The 16,697-nt window shown below is 71.6% G+C and carries 14 protein-coding genes; 7 read left to right on the top strand and 7 right to left on the bottom strand.

The window, feature by feature from the left end; genetic code table 11:
* Positions 1-22: 22 nt before the first annotated feature.
* The gene (locus tag ABZT14_RS07800) at positions 23-286 is read right to left on the bottom strand and encodes a lasso peptide biosynthesis PqqD family chaperone (protein WP_356298359.1); all 264 of its coding nucleotides are present in this window, start codon (positions 284-286) and stop codon (positions 23-25) included.
* A gap of 75 nt (positions 287-361) precedes the next feature.
* A complete protein-coding gene (locus ABZT14_RS07795) occupies positions 362-1,111 on the bottom strand; it encodes an AfsR/SARP family transcriptional regulator (RefSeq protein WP_356298357.1) in 750 nt (249 codons plus the stop codon).
* Positions 1,112-2,514: 1,403 nt separating this feature from the next.
* Between ABZT14_RS07795 and ABZT14_RS07790 the strand changes: the two genes are divergently transcribed.
* On the top strand, positions 2,515-3,171 hold the full coding sequence (locus tag ABZT14_RS07790; RefSeq protein WP_356298355.1) for a M15 family metallopeptidase: 657 nt from the start codon (positions 2,515-2,517) through the stop codon (positions 3,169-3,171).
* Positions 3,172-3,977: 806 nt separating this feature from the next.
* Here ABZT14_RS07790 and ABZT14_RS07785 read toward each other — a convergent pair.
* The gene (locus ABZT14_RS07785; RefSeq protein ID WP_356298354.1) at positions 3,978-4,565 is read right to left on the bottom strand and encodes a DNA starvation/stationary phase protection protein; all 588 of its coding nucleotides are present in this window, start codon (positions 4,563-4,565) and stop codon (positions 3,978-3,980) included.
* Between the two features lie 333 nt (positions 4,566-4,898).
* Here ABZT14_RS07785 and ABZT14_RS07780 point away from each other — a divergent pair, with 333 nt between their 5' ends.
* The gene (locus tag ABZT14_RS07780; RefSeq protein WP_356298572.1) at positions 4,899-6,035 is read left to right on the top strand and encodes an MFS transporter; all 1,137 of its coding nucleotides are present in this window, start codon (positions 4,899-4,901) and stop codon (positions 6,033-6,035) included.
* An 87-nt stretch (positions 6,036-6,122) separates the two neighbouring features.
* On the opposite strand, the gene ABZT14_RS07775 is transcribed toward ABZT14_RS07780, so the two are convergent.
* Together ABZT14_RS07775 and ABZT14_RS07770 are read right to left on the bottom strand one after the other, a co-directional pair.
* A complete protein-coding gene (locus ABZT14_RS07775; protein WP_356298353.1) occupies positions 6,123-7,241 on the bottom strand; it encodes a DUF6745 domain-containing protein in 1,119 nt (372 codons plus the stop codon).
* Positions 7,242-7,333: 92 nt separating this feature from the next.
* The gene (locus ABZT14_RS07770; RefSeq protein WP_356298351.1) at positions 7,334-7,660 is read right to left on the bottom strand and encodes a hypothetical protein; all 327 of its coding nucleotides are present in this window, start codon (positions 7,658-7,660) and stop codon (positions 7,334-7,336) included.
* 249 nt (positions 7,661-7,909) lie between these two features.
* On the opposite strand from ABZT14_RS07770, the gene ABZT14_RS07765 reads away from it, so the two are divergent.
* The 5 genes from ABZT14_RS07765 to ABZT14_RS07745 all read left to right on the top strand — a co-directional run bounded on the left by ABZT14_RS07765 (position 7,910) and on the right by ABZT14_RS07745 (position 13,343).
* Positions 7,910-8,869, top strand: coding sequence for an STM4015 family protein (locus ABZT14_RS07765; protein ID WP_356298350.1), 960 nt, complete (start codon positions 7,910-7,912; stop codon positions 8,867-8,869).
* 102 nt (positions 8,870-8,971) lie between these two features.
* On the top strand, positions 8,972-10,180 hold the full coding sequence (locus tag ABZT14_RS07760) for an STM4014 family protein (RefSeq protein ID WP_356298348.1): 1,209 nt from the start codon (positions 8,972-8,974) through the stop codon (positions 10,178-10,180).
* A gap of 52 nt (positions 10,181-10,232) precedes the next feature.
* Positions 10,233-11,039 (top strand): STM4013/SEN3800 family hydrolase, encoded by an 807-nt coding sequence (locus tag ABZT14_RS07755; protein WP_356298570.1) that lies wholly within the window; start codon positions 10,233-10,235, stop codon positions 11,037-11,039.
* Complete coding sequence (locus ABZT14_RS07750) at positions 11,036-12,445, top strand: STM4012 family radical SAM protein (RefSeq protein ID WP_356298346.1); 1,410 nt, start codon at positions 11,036-11,038, stop codon at positions 12,443-12,445. The genes ABZT14_RS07755 and ABZT14_RS07750 overlap by 4 nt, the downstream gene beginning before the upstream one ends.
* 7 nt (positions 12,446-12,452) lie before the next feature.
* Complete coding sequence (locus tag ABZT14_RS07745; protein ID WP_356298343.1) at positions 12,453-13,343, top strand: STM4011 family radical SAM protein; 891 nt, start codon at positions 12,453-12,455, stop codon at positions 13,341-13,343.
* Positions 13,344-13,570: 227 nt separating this feature from the next.
* Here ABZT14_RS07745 and ABZT14_RS07740 read toward each other — a convergent pair whose 3' ends face one another.
* Both ABZT14_RS07740 and ABZT14_RS07735 read right to left on the bottom strand, forming a co-directional pair.
* A complete protein-coding gene (locus tag ABZT14_RS07740) occupies positions 13,571-14,191 on the bottom strand; it encodes an L-threonylcarbamoyladenylate synthase (protein WP_356298341.1) in 621 nt (206 codons plus the stop codon).
* Positions 14,192-15,105: 914 nt separating this feature from the next.
* Entirely contained in the window at positions 15,106-16,191 is a 1,086-nt protein-coding gene (locus tag ABZT14_RS07735; protein WP_356298339.1) for a zinc-dependent alcohol dehydrogenase family protein, read from the bottom strand.
* Positions 16,192-16,697 lie beyond the last annotated feature (506 nt).

Below are 16,697 nucleotides of genomic sequence, written 5' to 3'. Positions count from 1 at the left end.
CGGATTCACCGACCGCGACATCTCACTGTGCTTGTTCGTCAAGGATGCCCGCCTGGCGAAGCTGGTCAAGCAGATCGGTGACGTCGCGCTCCGCCTCGCTCGGGCTGATGTCGTAGTGCTGGCGAATAGCCGTCACCGCGTCTGCCGAACCCCCGCCCTCGCGCAGCGTGTTCACCACGATGACGCCGGTGTGGTTCAAATTCCAGTAGTTTCCGTCCTCCATGTCGAGCAGCACGGCACCGTAGTCGGTTTCCGTGATGGCCAGTGAATCGCGCAATGCGGTCATGACACACCCTTTCAGGTCGAGCGGGGACGTCGAAGCCTCGCCAGACGCTATAGACAAGCCCTTGCCGCTCGCTTGTCACCGGTGTGTTTCCTGGTACGACTCCTCGTCACGCAGCACGGCCGCCTGCAGTCGACGCAGCTCGGCGGCGGGTTCGAGGCCCACCTGCTCCACGAGGCTGCGCCGAACGACGTCGTAGTGGTGCAACGCCTCGGCAGTTCTTCCAGAATTCTGGAGCGCTTTCATCAGCGCACCGGTGAGCCTCGGCCGGTGCAGGTGTTCATGGGCCATCGCCGTGAGTTCGGGTACGAGCTGGGTGTTCTCCCCGAGCCGCAGACGGGTCTCCACGTAGTCCTCGTAGGCCAGCAGGCATTTCTCCTGCAGGGAGTAGGAGAGCGTCTCGGCATATCGTGCGGTCGCCAGCGGTCTGCCACGCCACAGACGCAATGCCTCGCCGTAGAGCGACTTCGCCTCCCTGTCACCGGCTCGACGCGCACGCGCGACCAGTTCATCGAACCTGAAAAGGTCCACTCGACTCGTCTCGAGTGCCAGTCTGTAACCGCCGGGAACGGTCTCGATCGCCTCTTTGCCCTTGCCCGCAGCGAACAACGTGGACCGCAGACGGCTAATGTGCGCCTGAATACTGCCTTTGGCCGCCTCTGGCGAGTTTCCCTCCCACAGCACCTGCATGATTTTCTGCAGAGCAACCGGACGATTTACCTCCAGCGCGAGAACGCCCAGTACCGCCCGCCGCTGATCCGGGCCCAACGCGAGGGAAAAACCGTCCCTCAGGACCTCGATACCGCCCAGTATCCTGACTTCCAGCATCCCTGACGCCTCCCCCTTGGACATCCGGCACTGTCGAACTTGTCGGGTTGAGCATTCCCCCTTCCAGCGCCGAGCGGAATCCCGATAAATGACCCGTGACAGAACGGTGACGGAACGGCCTCACGGACGGGAATAGCCGAACCCGGCAGGGGTCAAGCTAGCACAAAACGCCCCGGGTGAACCTTCGAGAAAATCATATGCCTAGCACTCCGAATAGGAGCGAAGGAACGGGAAGCCCGGAATAAGACATTCCCGCAAGCGCGTGTCGGCCAGATCGGGCGTCAGACACCGACCTTCACCACTTACCCCCGAACCGGATTGTGCACGTCAGCCATGAAGCGGCGGACTCCTGTTTCCGACAGACCTTGGCTGACACAAGCGTGGTGCACCACGCGAGAACTGGAACGCGGCAACCTCCTCGGAGTTTCCCCTTGCGTCCTCGAAGCCCTCGCCCGTACTCTCCGGCTCGATGACGCCGAAAATGATCTAGCTCGGATGATGGCCGGCTCCGGCGCACTACGAGCGTTCACTGCCAGGAACCAATCCTCCCGGGGTGCTGACCGAATCCAGGCCTGGCGAGTATCCCCAGGGGACCTGTGGACGGTGAGCGTCCCCCTCTTTCCCACTCACCGCAAGGCTGCACGGAATGTTCGCGAGGCCGGAACGTATCACAGCCCACACGGCGCCAGGAATGCCCCTGGCAACCAGGATGACATCGCCGCCAATTAGCGGAATGATCACCGCAACTTCCGGTTTCTGAGCCATGAACCGGCGACTGTCAGGCACGTTACGGTCGTACGGTTCGGGAATACGTTCCGGTTAGGTCAAGTGCCAGGTTTTTCTTGATCAGGCAGACCGCTTCTACCGTATACGGGAATTCCGAGGACCGCGCCAGACGCCGGCCCAACAACCAGACCGTTCGATATTCCTGAACTCGCCGACGAGCCACACGCATTGCACAGCGAGTTGTTGCCTGTGAAACCCGGAGGTCGCCACTTGCTCAAGCCAGAGACTCTTGATGCGGAGACGGTGGCTGCGGTGCCGGCAACCGGGGAGCCACCGGTGGCGTGCGCTGCTGCGACGGCCCGGGCCGCGCGACCTCGAAGGTGCGTCCCCACATCGCGTTCTGTCGGCGCCCGGCACCTACCCAACGGATCTTGCCGGGACTGCGGGATGGGCACGCGCATCCGCGGCGTACAAGGAGGCGTCGACCGGATCGGCCTGATCCGCCGAACAGTTTCCAGGGTGACGCCTCGTGGACTGTTTCGCCGATGATCTGTCGTTGCGGGGTTGCTGTGCGCTGATGACGAAGTGCGGGCGCGCTACGAACTCGAGTCGTCCCGCTTACGGCGTCGTCGCCTGATTCCTTCTGCCCCACGCCACGGCCGCGAGATGATCGGGGCATGACTGAGATCGTTCTGATGTCCGACCCGAAGGTGGCGGCTGTTCCCGTCCAGGAGTGCGGGGAACGGCTGGTGGACGTCCAGCGTGAGGGTTCCCTGCTGGTCGACGAGCGGAAGCGGGAGGACTCGGCGGGTGCCTTCGTCTACCTGCGGGCGGGGGTGCTCGACCGTCTCGTTCAGGCCCAGGCGCGGCTGCCTCGGGGGGTGCGGTTGCTGTTCGTCGAGGGGTACCGCCCGCCGCCCCTGCAACGCCGCTACTTCGACAGGTACGCGGACCGGCTGCGGGCCGAGCACCCGGAGTGGTCCGCTGAACAGCTCCGCTCAGCGGCCAGCCGCTTCGTCTCCCCGCCCGAGATCGCACCGCACAGCGCCGGGGCCGCCGTCGACCTGACGCTCACCGACGCCGACGGCCACGAACTCGACATGGGTACCCGTGTGAACGCGTCACCCGAGGAGAGCGCGGGCGCCTGCTACACGGGGGCCGACAACATCGGCGAACCCGCCCGCGCGCACCGGAACATCCTGGGTACCGCACTCACCGCCGTCGGCCTGGTCAACTACCCCACCGAGTGGTGGCACTGGTCGTACGGAGACCGCTACTGGGCCCTGGAGACCGGATCGGCCGCCGCCCACTACGGGCCCACGGCCCTCGACTAGAGCGCGTCGTTCGGCTGGTGTCGGGAAGCTCACGTGTCCGGTCACCGCGCCGGACCTCTCCGCCCAGCCCCGTCACAGGCACACGGCGCACGGCACCGGAACGCACTCCCCGGCCCCCGAGATCCCCGCGGCACCTGGGTACCGCGTGGAGGGGCACCCGGCGCGGACGCCGAACCGTTGCGAACCGGCCCCGTGACAGTGGCCCGATCCCGCGACAACGGCCGGCCTCATCGGGCGCTGCCTTTCGTACCCGGCACCACGGGCCTCGGGCTGAGGTCATCCTCGACATCACGGCCCCGACGGGTGCGGGGAGGCCTCGCACGGGGTGGCAGAGGTACCGGCGAGGAGCGAGCGGCCGGGCACGTCCGGTGACCTGGCGCGGGAGCGTCGTAGGACACCCCTCCGAGGACAGCCCGCGGCGTCCTGGCTGACCCGACCTCGGTGGCCGGAAGTCCCCAAGAACGCCCCGGCGCCGGTGACTTGGGCCAGGGGAGGTGGGCCGGGGCACGTACGGATGCCGCACTGTCCTGACGCACCCGCGCGGGGGCACTGGTTCGGGGCGCCGGAGAACTCGGGTCCAAGCGGGGCCTGTTGGACTCCCGTAGACCCGGCATGGCGAGGTCCCTTCGACGAGGGGACCTCGTCGAAGGGACCTCGCCAGCGTGACGGTCAGCCGGAGGACGCCGGCTCCGCGACACGAGACGTCGCCCCGCCGGTCTCCGGCCGCCGGTCCGTCCACGCGTCGCGGCTCGTGTGGCGGGAGCGACCGGCGCCTCGGGAACCGTTACCGAGGCACCGAGGCACGGTCAGACACGTACCAGGGGCGTGTCCACCAGGTGCTCGGCCAGGAACCACGACTGGAGTTCGTTCTTGCGGATGACGTCCGAGACCAGGAGGTCGTTGGTCCCGTCGTCGCCCTGTTCCTGGGTGCGGGCGGCGGCGTCATGGCAGTCGGTCAGGATCATCTCGTGCGCCTCCAGGAGGCGGGAGAGCATCGCCGGTACCTCCTCCACACCGTCCGGCGGCCGGGGGATGGAGGTGATCTCCGCTACGTGACGCGGGTCGCCGACCGCGACGCCGCCGAGCGTCTGCACCCGTTCGGCGATGTCGTCGACGAGTTCGAGCTGTTCGTCGGCGTGCTTGTCCAACAGCAGGTGCAGTTGGTAGAAGGTGGCGCCCCGCATGAGCCAGTGGTATTTCTTGTACAGGTCATGCAGAATTCTGGTGTCCGCGAGAACCCTGTTGAGACGCTGCGAGGAATAGAGACGGGTGTCCGCCGTGAGCGCCACCGGGAACTGTTTCACGGTTCCGAATTCCTGGATGATCTCGCCCTGCTGGTGCAGCCACGGCTGACTTCCGTTGGATGTGCTTCGCGTCTGGTTCGCCGATTTCATTCCCGCACCTTTCCAGAATTCGCCCAGGGGTGTCCTGTCAGTTCCATGGAAACGGCGCCGCATCCGTCTCGCAAGCGGTGACGCCGTCCGTGCCGCCGGTTCCGCCGCCGGGTGGCGTGGTCGCGGACAGGGGCCTATGGTTCGCCTTCACCCCCGGTCCGGCCTGGCGGGAATCATGGTGCGCACCCCTCCTTCACGTTCCTGCCCGAGGATTCTCCCCGGCGGTTTGTTATGTTCTCCCTCGTGGACAACCACGTGGACAACCCGTCACCGCACAGGATTTCCCGCAGCCCGGTGTGGTACGCCACGGCCGCCTACACCCTGACCGTGGGAATGAGCGGAACCACGCTCCCCACACCGCTTTACGGTCTTTACCAGCAGGAGATCGGAATATCCTCGCTGACCGTCACGGTCCTTTTCTCGGTGTACGCCCTGGGGGTCATCACCGTACTCACCCTCGCGGGAGACTTCTCCGACGTTCTGGGCCGGAAGTCCATGCTGCTGGCCGGTCTGGCGTTCGCGGCCGGCAGCGGCGTGTGCTTCCTCTTCCAGGAGAGCCTCGCCCTCCTCTTCGTCGGCCGTGTGCTGTCGGGGTTCTCCGCCGGGCTGTTCACCGGGGTGGGCACCGTCGCCATCCTGGAACTCGCCCCCGAGGGGCGGCTCCGCCGCGCCTCGCTCACCGCGACCGCGGCGAACATGCTCGGCCTCGGCTGCGGACCTCTGCTCGCGGGCTTGCTCGCCCAGTACGCCCCCTCGCCCCTGCGGCTGCCCTACCTCACACATCTGGGACTGGTGGCGGTCGCGGCCGTACTGGTGCCGTGGATGCCGGAGACGGTCCGCCGCCCGGAACCGCGCCCCTCCCTGACCGTCAGTCCGCCGTCCGTTCCCCCCGAGGTGCGGTCGGTGTTCCGGCCGGCCGCACTCGCGGCGTTCGTGGGGTTCGCCATGTTCGGCCTCTTCACGGCCGTGGCCCCCAGCTTCATGGACCAGTCGCTGGGCGTCCACAACCTGGCGGTCGAGGGCAGCGTGGTCTTCCTGGCCTTCGCCGCCTCCACCCTCGGGCAGTGGCTGATGGGACGGGTCGGCGTGCGGCGCGCCCTGCCCCTGGGCTGTTTCGTGCTGCTCCTCGGGGTGGCGAGCGTCGGCGCCGCCCTGCTGCTCTCCGCCTTCCCCCTGCTGGTACTCGGGGCGGCGGTGTCCGGCCTGGGGCAGGGGCTGCTGTTCCGGTCGGGGCTGGTGACGGTCAGCGGTCGGGCGCCCGCCGACCGTCGCGCGGAGACCACCTCGGCCTTCTTCGTCGCCGCCTACCTGGGGATCTCCCTGCCGATCGTCGGGGTGGGCGCCCTGTCGGAGGTCGTCAGCCTCAGGGACTCGGGGCTGGTGTTCAGTGCCTGCGCGGCGCTGCTGGCCGGTGCTGTCGGTTGGTGGCTGACCCGGCATCCGCCCGCCGAACCGTCCGTCCCCGCCTGAGCCGGCGGACATCGGGGCGCTGTCCCGGCGGTTCCCACACCGCCGTCCCACGCCCCGGATGCCCGCAAGGGCCCGAGGGGCACCGCGTCAGGTCTGGCGCAGCGGCTCGTACGCCTCGACGCCCAGGCCGAAGGTCCAGGCCACCCCCTCCCGTGCGGTCCGGGTCGTCGGCGGCACCCGCAGCCAGTAGGTGCGGTGTGAACCGTCCGGCTCGGGCGTGGAGTTGACCACCTCCACCATCACCACGTCCTCGTCGTCCGGGAGGGGGATGCGCCACAGCACCCCGGCCTCGTCACGGCCCACCGGGACGGCGCCGGACTCGTGGAGGTAGCGGTCGTACCCGTAGTGCTCCAGCATCACCCGCCGCAGTTCGGCGTTCTCCTCGGTGCGGATGTGGTCGGCGGTCAGGTGCCGCAGCGAGGCGAGGAAGTCGCCACTCACCGGCATCCCGCGCCAGGCGTGCAGGGCGAAGCCGTCGGCGTAGGCCAGGGCCGGGCCGTCCTCGCGGTCCAACCGGCCGACCTCGTCCCGGTGCAGCTCGGTGGGGCGCTCGGAGAGTACGGCGACCCGCTCGTAGGGCCACCACCAGCCGGCCTCCCCGGCCGCCGTGGCCAGCCCCTCCATCCGGCTGCCGGGACCGGTGTCCAGGACGCTGAGCCAGGCCGCGTCGTGCTGGCCCAGCACCGCCTCCAACAGCAGCAGGCGTATCCGCGTCTCGTCCTTCCGGTGCTCGGCCAGTTCCTCGATCACCCCGGACCACACGCGGTCGACCGGTATCCGGGTGCTCTCCCACATCTCCGCGCCCACCGCCTGCCAGTGCGCCGACCAGCCCCTGGTCCCCAACCGCTGGTGCAGCGCGGCACGTTCGGCGGCCCAGGGCCGGCTCCGCAGGGCCTCACGGACGCTGGCGCCGCGAGCGGCCACGGCCGCCGCGTCCGCCGCCGGGACCTGCGCGGACGACAGGTCCCCGCGCAGCAGTCGTACCGCCTCCCGGGGCGAGCGCGTCCACACCAGGCGCTCCGGCTCCGGCAGCCCCGCCCGGCGATAGGCGAGCCGCACCCCCGCCTCGGCGGCGGCCCGGTCGCCCGGACCCGTGGCCGAGGCGACCGCCCGCCAGTCCACGACTCCCGACGGGACACCCCGGTCCTCCGGGCCCGGCCCCCCGGTCGTGTCCCCCACGTTCTCCACCTTCACCACGTCAGTCATTCCCCTCCCCTTTCCCGGCTTTTCCGGCTTTCCGGGCTTTCCCGGCTCCTGATCGTTCCCGTGGCCCACCGGCCCGCTCCCCCGCCGTGCCGTCAGTCGGCGACCACCCGGACCGATCCGGGGACGTACTCGCGTTGCCGGATCACCCGGAACCAGCCCCGGGGAAGGGGGATGGCGGCGTGCTCCTCGTGCACCAGGCGGCCCCCGGTCGGCAGGTGCAGCAGCGCGGCCCCGAACGGCCCGGAGTCGCGTATCAGCCGGCCGGCCCCCACCACGGCGTGCGCGTGGCCGGTGACCTCGCCCAGTGCCAGCACCATCCGGCCCCGCGCGTCCCGGGGTTGCCCCGGGGCCTCCTCCGCGTGCGACGGAACGTCGTCCTCCGCCAACGGCACGACCAGGACGTCTCCCTGCCGGTACATAGGTCACTCCCTCCCCCGGCACCCTGTGTGTCCGGTCGTTCGGACCGTAGCCCTCGGCACTGACAACGCCCCGCCCTCGCCGATCGGCCGGGTGGGCGACTGGGCTGTCCGAGGCGCCTGGTAGAAATCCGATTGCCTGGGCACCGTGATCGCGGCGCGACCAGTCGCCGTGCCCCGCCGCGCGAAGCGGTACGGAGCACGCGCCCACGGCGTTGATGTCGCGGTCCCGCACTTCCAAGGAGCAGAGCGATGACGATCTCCGACCACCTGGAGCAGTTCCACGGGCTCGACGTGGTGACCTTCCCCGGCCCCGACGAGTCCACCGACCGACTCCCCGAGGCGGACGCGGTCGCCTGGCGTCTCACCGCCGACCCGTACGACGCCGAGGAACAGTGGCAGGAGGCCTTCGCCCGCTTCCTGTCCACGGTGGACCCCTCCCGGGTCCGCGCCCTGGTGGTGGGCTCCTGGCCGGAGGCGTACGAGGAGTCCTCCGCCTCGGTCGTCGAGGCGCTGGTCGCGGCACGTGAGCGCCTGCCCGCACTGCGCGGGCTGTTCCTCGGGGACATCACCGGCGAGGAGTGCGAGATCTCCTGGATCGTGCAGAGCACGGTGACCCCGCTGCTGGAGCACTTCCCCCTGCTGGAGGAGCTCGGCGTGCGCGGAGGCACCAACCTGGTGTTCCCGGCTGTGCGGCACGAACGACTGCGACGGCTCACCATCGAGGCCGGCGGCCTGCCCGCCGAGGTCGTCCAGGGCGTGGTCGAGAGCGTCTTCCCCGCCCTGGAGCGGCTCGAACTGTGGCTGGGCACCTCGGACTACGGGGGCACGGCGGAGGTGGCCGACCTGGCTCCGCTCCTCAGCGGCGACCGTCTGCCCCAGCTGCGTCACCTGGGCCTGCGCAACTCCGAGATCCAGGACGAGATCTGCGTCGCGCTGGCCTCCGCCCCGGTGGTGGCCCGCCTGGAGACGCTGGACCTGTCCATGGGCGTGCTGGGCGACGACGGCGCCACCGCCCTGCTCACCGGGCAGCCACTGGGTCACCTCAAGCGCCTCGACCTGCACTACAACTTCCTCAGCGAGGAGCTGTGTACCCGGCTGAGGGAGACCCTGGAACCGTCCGGGGTGGAGCTGGACCTGTCCTCCGAGAACGCCGAGAACGACGTGGACGGCGACGGCACCGAGTGGCGCTTCGTCTCCGTGAGCGAGTAGGCGAAGCGGGCGGTGCCGGGGCGAGCGGCCCGGCGGGACCGGGTTCGCCCCGGCGCGAAGAAACCGACCACACACCCGGAGGAACGACCAAGGGGGAGCGTCATGGCACCGTCGGGAGAGGAAACCGGCACCGGCCCGTCCTGGGCGGTGGTCGGCAACCCCGACAACCGCCGGGTCCGGTTGTTCGCCGAGGCCGTACGCCAGGCCGGTGGGGCGCCGCCACGCCTCGTCCCCTGGCGCGAGGTGCTGCGGGAGGGCGGCGCCGACTTCGGCCCCGAGGAACTGGTGCGGCTGGACTCGCCGGGTGAGGACCCCGAGGTCGACCACCTGCTGCGCGGGGTCGACGACCCCACCCGGGTGGAGGGCACGGCCCGCTGGTACGCGAACTTCCTGCGGGCGGTGGCGAGCCTGCGGGGTGGGCGCCGGCTGGACGAACCGGCCGAACTCCAGGAGCTGTTCGACAAGCGCCGGTGCCACGCCCGGCTGGCCGAGGCCGACGTTCCGGTGCCCTTCTCCCCCACCTCCGCCGGCCCCGACGCCCCGCCCGTCCGGGACTGGAGCGACGTACGGACCCTGATGCGGGACGCCGGGGTGGCCCGCTTCTTCGTCAAGCCCGCCCACGGCTCCTCGGCCTCGGGGGTGCTGGCCGTCGAGACGGCCGGAGCCGGCCGGATACGGGCGACCACCTCGGTGGAGCGCGCCCCGGACGGGCGGCTGTACAACTCCCTCCGCCTCAGCCGCCTCACCCGGGAGCGGGAGATCGGGGCGCTGGTCGACCGGCTCACCCCGGACGGCCTGCACCTGGAGCGCTGGTGGCCCAAGGGCTCCCTCGACGGGGGCGCCGCCGACCTACGGGTCGTGGTGGTCGCCGGGCGGGCCACCCACGCGGTGGTCCGCACCAGTCGGGGGCCGATGACCAACCTGCACCTCGGGGGCCGCCGGGGGGACCTGGCCCGGGCCCGGGCGGCGGCCGGGGACCACTGGGCGGAGGCCCTGGCGGTGTGCGAACGCGCGGCGGCCCGCTTCCCGGGGACACTGTGCGTCGGGGTGGACCTCCTCCCGTCGACCGACTGGCGACGGTTCGCCGTCGGCGAGGTCAACGCCTTCGGGGACCTGCTGCCCGGCCTGACCGGGCTGCCGGGTGGGGGCGCGGAGGGGCGGGACACCTACGCCGCCCAGGTCGCCGCCGCCTCCCGGTTCCGTGCGGGTGCCCCGACGCCCTCGGCCGCCGCCCGGTGGGCTCCCGACTCCGTCCACCCCCGAGTGCCCCTGGCCCCAGGGCGGTCGAGGAGGTCCCATGCCCCCGCCTGAACCCCGTACCGGAGAGTCGGTCACCGCCCTCGCGCCCGGGGAGAACCCGGACATGAACGCGGTGGTCGGACGGGACGACATCCTGTTCCTCACCCTGGACACCCTGCGGTACGACGTGGCGGCCGACCTCGCCGCGAGCGGCCGTACCCCGCACCTGACCCGGTGCCTGCCGGGCGGAGCCTGGGAGGAGCGGCACGCCCCGGGGAGCTTCACCTACGCCTCGCACCAAGCGATGTTCGCCGGCTTCCTGCCCACCCCGGCCGCCCCGGGCCGCCATCCCCGGCTGTTCGCGGCGGACTTCGCCGGCAGCGAGACGACCGCCGAGCGGACCTTCGTCTTCGACACCCCGGACCTGGTCTCGGCGCTGGCCGGTCGGGGCTACCGCACGGTGTGCCTGGGCGGCGTCGGGTTCTTCAACAAGCGCGGCGCACTGGGCCGGGTACTGCCCGGACTGTTCCAGGAGAGCCACTGGGAGCCGGAGTTCGGGGTGGCCTCTCCCACCTCCTTCGAGGCGCAGGTGGCCCGCGCCGAGCGGATTGTCACCGAACTGCCCGCCGACCGACGGCTGTTCCTCTTCGTCAACGTGGCGGCGCTGCACCAGCCGAACTGGTTCCACCTGCCCGGGGCCACCCGGGAGGACGGCGACAGTCCGCGCACCCACGCCGCCGCGCTGGAGTACGTCGACCGTCACGTGGAGCGGCTGTTCGCCGCGCTGCGCGCCCGAGGCCGCTGCTTCGTGATCGCCTGCTCCGACCACGGCACGGCGTACGGCGAGGACGGCCACACCGGTCACCGCATCGGCCACCGGACCGTGTGGACGGTCCCCTACGGACACTTCTTCCTGGAGCCGCCCGCATGAGCACCACCCCGACCGCCGTACCGGCCGCGCCCGTGGAGGGGTCCGCCACGGACACCGCACCGCCCCGGCCGTACCAGCACTACGTGTACGCCTACCCGCACAAGACGGCGTACCGACCCCTCGACCCACGCCCGCCGCTGGCCGAACTCTGGGCCGACCAGCCCCGTTCGGCGCTCTCGCTCTACCTGCACGTCCCCTTCTGCGAGGTGCGCTGCGGCTTCTGCAACCTCTTCACCCGGATCGGCGCCCCGGACGGCCTGACCGGCCGCTACCTCGACGCCCTGGAACGGCAGGCCGACGCCGTACGCGAGGCCCTGGGGGACGAGGAGCCGGTGCGGTTCGCCAACGCGGCGTTCGGCGGGGGCACGCCCACCTTCCTGGACCCCGACGAGCTGACCCGGCTGTGTGACCTGGCCGAACACCGTATGGGCGCCGACCTGCGGGCGGTGCCGTTCTCCGTCGAGGCCTCCCCCTCCACCGCGACCGCCGACCGGCTGGCGGTACTGGCCGAGCGGGGCACCACCCGGCTCAGCCTGGGGGTGCAGAGCTTCGTGGAGTCCGAGGCCCGCGCCGCCGCCCGACCCCAGCACCGTGCCGATGTGGAGGCGGCGCTCGCCCGTGTCCGGGAGACCACCATCCCGGTGCTGAACATCGACCTCATCTACGGCATCGAGGGCCAGACGGCGGCCAGTTGGCGACAGTCGCTGGACGCCGCGCTCGCCTGGCGACCGGAGGAGATCTACCTCTACCCCCTCTACGTCCGCCCGCTCACCGGTCTCGGCCGCCGCTCCACGGGGCGGGGCGCGGCTCCGGCCGACCCGGCCGCCGAGGAGCGCGCCTGGGACGAGCAGCGGCTGCGCCGCTACCGGGAAGGCCGTGACCACCTGCGGGCCCAGGGGTACGAGCAGGTGTCCATGCGGATGTTCCGACGTACCGACGCCCCGGCCCAGGGCCCGGACGACTACGTCTGCCAGACCGACGGCATGATCGGGCTGGGCTGCGGCGCCCGTTCCTACACCTCCGCCCTGCACTACAGCTTCGACTACGCGGTCTCCTCCCGGGAGGTGCGCGCCTTGGTCGACGCCTACACGGCCACCGGGGACTTCACCCGCGCCGAGGTCGGACGGTACGTGGACCGGGACGAGGCGCGGCGCCGCCACCTGCTCCAGTCCCTGTTGCAGGCCAGCGGGTTGGAGACCGCCGACTACCGGGCGCGGTTCGGCACCGACCCCGCCGCCGACTTCCCGGGGGAGCTGGCCAGGCTGGCGGCGTACGGCTGGCTGGCCGAGACCGCACCGGAGCGGATCCGACTGTCGGAGGAGGGGCTGGCGCACTCGGACGCGATCGGGCCGCTGTTCTTCTCGCCCTCGGTGCGCGCCGCCATGGCCGCGTACGAGCTGAGGTGAGGCCACCGTGGACCTGACCGTGCTCTACCGGGGGCCCCTGGCCTCCTGTGACTACGACTGCCCCTACTGCCCGTTCGCCAAGCGGCGCGACAGCACCGCCCAACTGCGGGCTGACCGCGCCGCGTTGGAACGCTTCACCGACTGGGCCCTGGGGCAGCGCGGTGACCGCCTCTCGGTGCTGTTCACGCCCTGGGGCGAGGGGTTGGTGCGGTCCTGGTACCGCCGGGCGTTGGTGGAGCTGTCCCACCAACGGCACCTGTCCCGGGTGGCGATCCAGACCAACCTCAGCTGCCGCACCGACTGGCTGGCCGAGGCGGACCGGGAGAAGGTCGCGCTGTGGTGCACCTACCACCCCGGGCAGACCCCCTACGCCCGGTTCGTGGAGAAGACACGGGAGTTGGGCGCCCTGGGGGTGCGGTACAGCGTCGGCGTCGTCGGGCTGGAGGAGCACCTGGAGGACGCCCGCCGGCTGCGGGCCGCGCTCCCCTCCCACGTCTACCTCTGGGTCAACGCCGCCGAGGGGCACACCTACAGCGACGCCGAGGCCGAGCGGTGGACCGCCCTGGATCCGCTCTTCGGCTACAGCCGCCATCCCCACCGCTCCGCCGGGCTGCCCTGCCGTACCGGGGACTCAGTGATCTCGGTGGACGGCGAGGGCACGGTGCGCCGCTGCCACTTCGTCCGGGCCGAACTGGGCAACCTCTACGACGGTTCCTACCGGGCGGCGCTCGCCCCCCGCCCCTGTCCGCTGGCGGTCTGCGACTGTCACATCGGTTACGTCCACCTGGAGACCCTGCCGCTGTACGACGTCTTCGCCGGGGGCGTCCTGGAGCGGATACCCAGCGCCCTGCCACAGGCGGCACCCCCGGGAGCGCGGCACCTGCCCCAGGTCGGCTAGGGGGGTGTCCCCGGCGGTGACCCCACCAGCGCCGCCACCAGGGGTGTTGCCCTCCCCGGGAGCGGGAGTGCCCGACTGGCCCCGCCCCCGGTCGGGCGCCGGACTCACCAACAGCCCCACGACGGCGGGGAGTTGGCCCCCTCGACGGGGTGGACGACCCGGTGGGGCCCGCCCCGTCCGTACGCGGAGGCCGTCAGCCCACCGGAGCCCTCACGGGCGGGGGCGACTCACTCGAAGGGCGTGGGGTCACCGGCGCCGAAGCGGACGATCTCGGGAGAACGGTCGGAGAAGTCCACCACCGTGGTGGGCTCCGCGCCGGCGTCCCCGGAGTCGATCACCGCGTCCACCACGTGGTCCAGACGCTCCTTGATGTCCCAGCCCTCGGTGGGCGGTTCCTCCTCGTCGGGCAGCAACAGCGTGGTGGAGAGGATGGGTTCGCCGATCTCGTCCAGCAACGCGCTGGTGACGGCGTGGTCGGGAATCCGTACCCCGACCGTGCGCCGCTTGGGGTGCAGCATCCTGCGCGGCACCTCGGCGGTGGCCGGCAGGATGAACGTGTAGCAGCCGGGGGTCGCCGCCTTCACGGCGCGGAACACCGCGTTGTCGAACCGTACGAAGTGCCCCGCCTGGGCCAGGTCGTGGCACATCAGCGTGAAGTGGTGCCGCTGGTCGAGCTTGCGGATGGCCCGGATGCGCTCGATACCGGCGCTGTCCCCCAGGCGGCAGCCCAGCGCGTAGCAGGAGTCCGTCGGATAGACGATCAGCCCCCCGTCGCGAACCAGGTCCGCGACCTGACGGATCGTCCGGGGCTGGGGATTGTCCGGGTGAACGTCGAAGTACCTCGCCATCCCCCGAGCCTACGGCCTCTCCCGCCTCAGGGCCCCCTCCCTCCCCCAGGGGCACCCGCTTCCTCGGCGGCCTCCGGTGCCCGGGACCGGCACCGCGCTCAGGGCCGGCCGGGGCGGCTTCGGGTCGTCCGGGCGCGGGACCGGCAAGGGCCCGCGCCCGGGCCGCTCGGGGCCGCGCACCACGGTCCTCGGGGCGGGGGCCCGCGCGGCGCCCACAGCACGGTGTACCCGGGAGGGTGGGGAGGCCAGGTCGCGGCTCTCGCGGCAGTGGCCGCCGCCACCGAGCGCTCCGAGGCGGCCGGACACCCACGGGGGAGGTGACCTCCTCTCCGCCCTCCAGCACCAGCCCGTAAGCCCGGCCGTCCTCCTCGGGCACCCCCGAACCGGACCGGAACCCCACCCCCGGACCCCCGACAACGCGCCCACCGCCACCGGACCACCCACCCACCGACCAGCTCAGGGACTGCCGCCCGGCGCCCCACACCAGCGGCTCCCCCGGACCACACCACCCACCCCGCACGAGAGCCACCCGGCCCGAAGGCCCGAAGTCCAGCCCCGGGCACCCGCCAAGTCACCAGCGAGCAGAGCCCGTTCAGCCCCAGCCAGCCCCGGAGGCCGCGAACTTCTTGCGGTTGCCCCACGCGCCTGTCGTGGCCGGCCCCGGCGGAAAGCTGCCGACACGGCTGGCGCCCTATGCGACCGAGCGTCCTCGTGGCTGTCGTCGACGTCGTCGGGACCTTGCGCCGTCGACGCTGCACCTGCATCTGGAGGTGGCCGCCCCGGACACCTCCCACCCCGGGCCGACGGAACGCCCCCACACCATCGGGGAACGTCCCCGCGCCACCGGAAGGTGGTGCGGGGACGCCGTGAGCACCACCGCAGGGTGGTGCGGCAACACCGTGAGCGAGGCCGCCTCAGCGGGTGTTCGCCCGGGCCCCGGAGAGGGTGAGTGCCGTGTGCTGTGGCCCACCCAGGCCGACCTTCAGGGCACCGGTGACGTCCGCGCGGCGGAAGACGTCGTACGCCTCCTCCATCTGTCCGAGTTCGAACCGATGGGTGATCAGGGAGGAGGTCGGCAGCCGGCCGGCGGACAGCATGTCCAGCAGCATCGGTGTGGAGTAGGTGTCCACGAGTCCGGTGGTGAGGGTGATGTCCTTGATCCACAGTTGCTCAAGGTGCAGGGTCACCGGCCCGCCGTGTACGCCGATGTTGGCGATCCGGCCTCCGGGCCGGACCATCCGCGCGCACATCTCGAAGGTGGCCGGGACTCCGACGGCCTCCATGACCACGTCGGCACCGAGTCCGTCGGTCAGGTCCGCCACCAGTTGCTCCGGGTCGTCCCCGGCGTTCACCGTGACGTCCGCCCCGAGGGACTGGGCCGCCGACAGGCGGGTGTCCGCCAGGTCCACGGCGATGATCCGGCCGGGGCTGTAGAGGCGTGCCGTGGCGACGGCGGCGAGGCCGACCGGACCCGCGCCGACCACCACCACGGTGTCGGCGGGGCGGACGTTTCCGTTGAGCACCCCCACCTCGTAGGAGGTCGGGAAGATGTCGGCCAGCAGCAGCGCGTCGAAGCTGTCGACACCGGCCGGCAGGCGGTGGACGGACAGGTCGGCGAACGGCACCCGTACGTACTCCGCCTGTGTGCCGTCGATGGTGTGGCCGAGTACCCACCCGCCTCCGCCGAGGCACTGGCCGTAGCGGCCCTCGCGGCAGAACCGGCAGCGTCCGCAGGCCGAGATGCAGGAGACCAGCACCCGGTCCCCCGGCTGTACGGTGCGTACGTCGTCGCCGGCCTCGACCACCGTGCCCACCGCCTCGTGCCCGAGCACCCGCCCCGGGGTGACCTCCGGTACGTCGCCCTTGAGGATGTGCAGGTCGGTGCCGCAGATGGTGACGGCGTCCACCTTGACGATCACGTCGGCCGGATCACCCAGACCGGGATCCGGGAGGTCCTCCCAGGCCATGCGGTCCGGGCCGTTGAACACAAGTGCCTTCATGGCGCTCACCCACTCCTTGTGGCGCGTTGTGACGTCCTCACCGCCAGGCTGTCCCGGTACCGACGGCGCGGCTTGGGCCGGGCGACCCCTCCTCGGGGGCCGGTCGGACCGAGCCGGCGGGGGTGACCCGGTCCCGTCGCGGAACGGCCACGACCCGGGGGGACACCGAGGTGCCGCCTCCCGTACACCGGGGCCGGCCTCGACCGTCGCTCAGGTACCCGGGCTCGCCCCCGGGCCTCCTCGGACGCGGTCTCCCTCCAGGGTTTCGCGGATCGGCGGTGCCGCAACCGGGAGCCGTGGGGGCGCCGTGGAGGCACGGACAGCGGGCGTCGTCCGGGTCGGGACCGCGCGGAGGTCCTGGGACATGGCTCGGTCGGATCGGGGCACCCGAACCCGGGACCGGCCCGACCGGCCCCGTACCCCGGGGCGCGAGCGGGCGAAGTGGGGCACCGGCCCGGCGGGACCGCTCGTGTGGCCGGCGTCGAGCGTGACGGTGCCCGTCAGGA

The organism is Streptomyces sp. NPDC005438 (genome assembly GCF_040606315.1).
Lineage (GTDB): Bacteria > Actinomycetota > Actinomycetes > Streptomycetales > Streptomycetaceae > Streptomyces.
Note: the sequence above shows the minus strand (reverse complement) of the source record. Positions and strands in the feature narration are given on the sequence as shown.